General features: G+C 47.8%; 1 pseudogene. It reads right to left on the bottom strand.

From position 1 onward, the window contains the following. Nucleotides 1-752: pseudogene (locus ACYVTD_RS13565) on the bottom strand (methyl-accepting chemotaxis protein); the annotation flags it as partial. Nucleotides 753-1126 lie beyond the last annotated feature (374 nt).

Here is a 1126-nt window from a genome sequence, read left to right as displayed (position 1 = left end):
TCCTTAACCTGACCTGTAATTTCGTTTAAGCTGCCTACGGCTTCCAGAATGTTCTTACTGCCCTCGTTCTGTTCTTCCATAGCGTTGCGGATGACCCCTTCCTGATCCGACACCGTTTTTACGTCGCTATCGATAACTTCGAATCTGGTAAGCGTGTTAGCTGTAGATTCGCTGACCTTATCAATCGCGTTTTTTATCTTCGTGATCGTCGCTCCGATCATCTTTGACTGTTCGCCGGAGCTTTCAGCCAGTTTGCGTATTTCGTCGGCGACGACGGCAAAACCCTTTCCGGCGGGACCGGCGTGCGCCGCTTCAATCGCCGCGTTCATGGAAAGCAGGTTGGTCTGGCTTGCTATATCTTGCATTACATCGTTGATCTTAAGAAGCCCTTCAGATTCGTTGGCGATTTCTTGCATATCATCTACCGCCTGCCGCAGACATTCGCTACCAAGCTTGGAGGCCGAAGTCAGTTCGTCCACGCTTTCTCCGTTTTTTACAAGCGTACGGGTTACGGATTGTATGTTTGCAAGCATTTCCTCAATGGCGCTGGACGATTTCGCCACATTGTTTGATTGCTTTTCCACATACCCGTTCAGCCTGTCGATGTTGGTCGTAATCTGTTCCATATTGGATCCTGTTTCGGATACCGACGTGTTTTGATTCGCCACCTGTTCTTTGATGTTCTGGATATTTGCCGTAATCTGGTTCATCGCCGCCGCGGTTTCCGTCATATTGCTTGCAAGCTCGTTTCCAGACCGTATAAAGGGTAACCATCTGAGGCTCTTCATTCAGAGCCGATTTCAGAAGTTCGTCGTACTTGTCCCTGCGATCTTCCGGCTTTACGGTTTCATAGTCCCCCATTACGTTTCCCAGGGTGTTTAATGCGCGGATATAGCCTTCTTCCTGCCCTTTCCAGAATTCGGCGCGGCTATTTGCCAAATTCTCCTGGCTCCGCAGGCTTAACTGCAGAGTGTTTTTAGACGACTGCCACAACAACAGCGAGGTAATTCCCGCTATCACGGCAGCCATGATCGAAATTACTACGATGCTCAGTTTGAATTTAATCTTCATAAAATCCCCCTTTTTTGCAAAATATCACTAAGAATATTTGCATTTTGTTTATATC

The organism is Treponema sp. R6D11, assembly GCF_054786075.1.
Note: the sequence above shows the minus strand (reverse complement) of the source record. Positions and strands in the feature narration are given on the sequence as shown.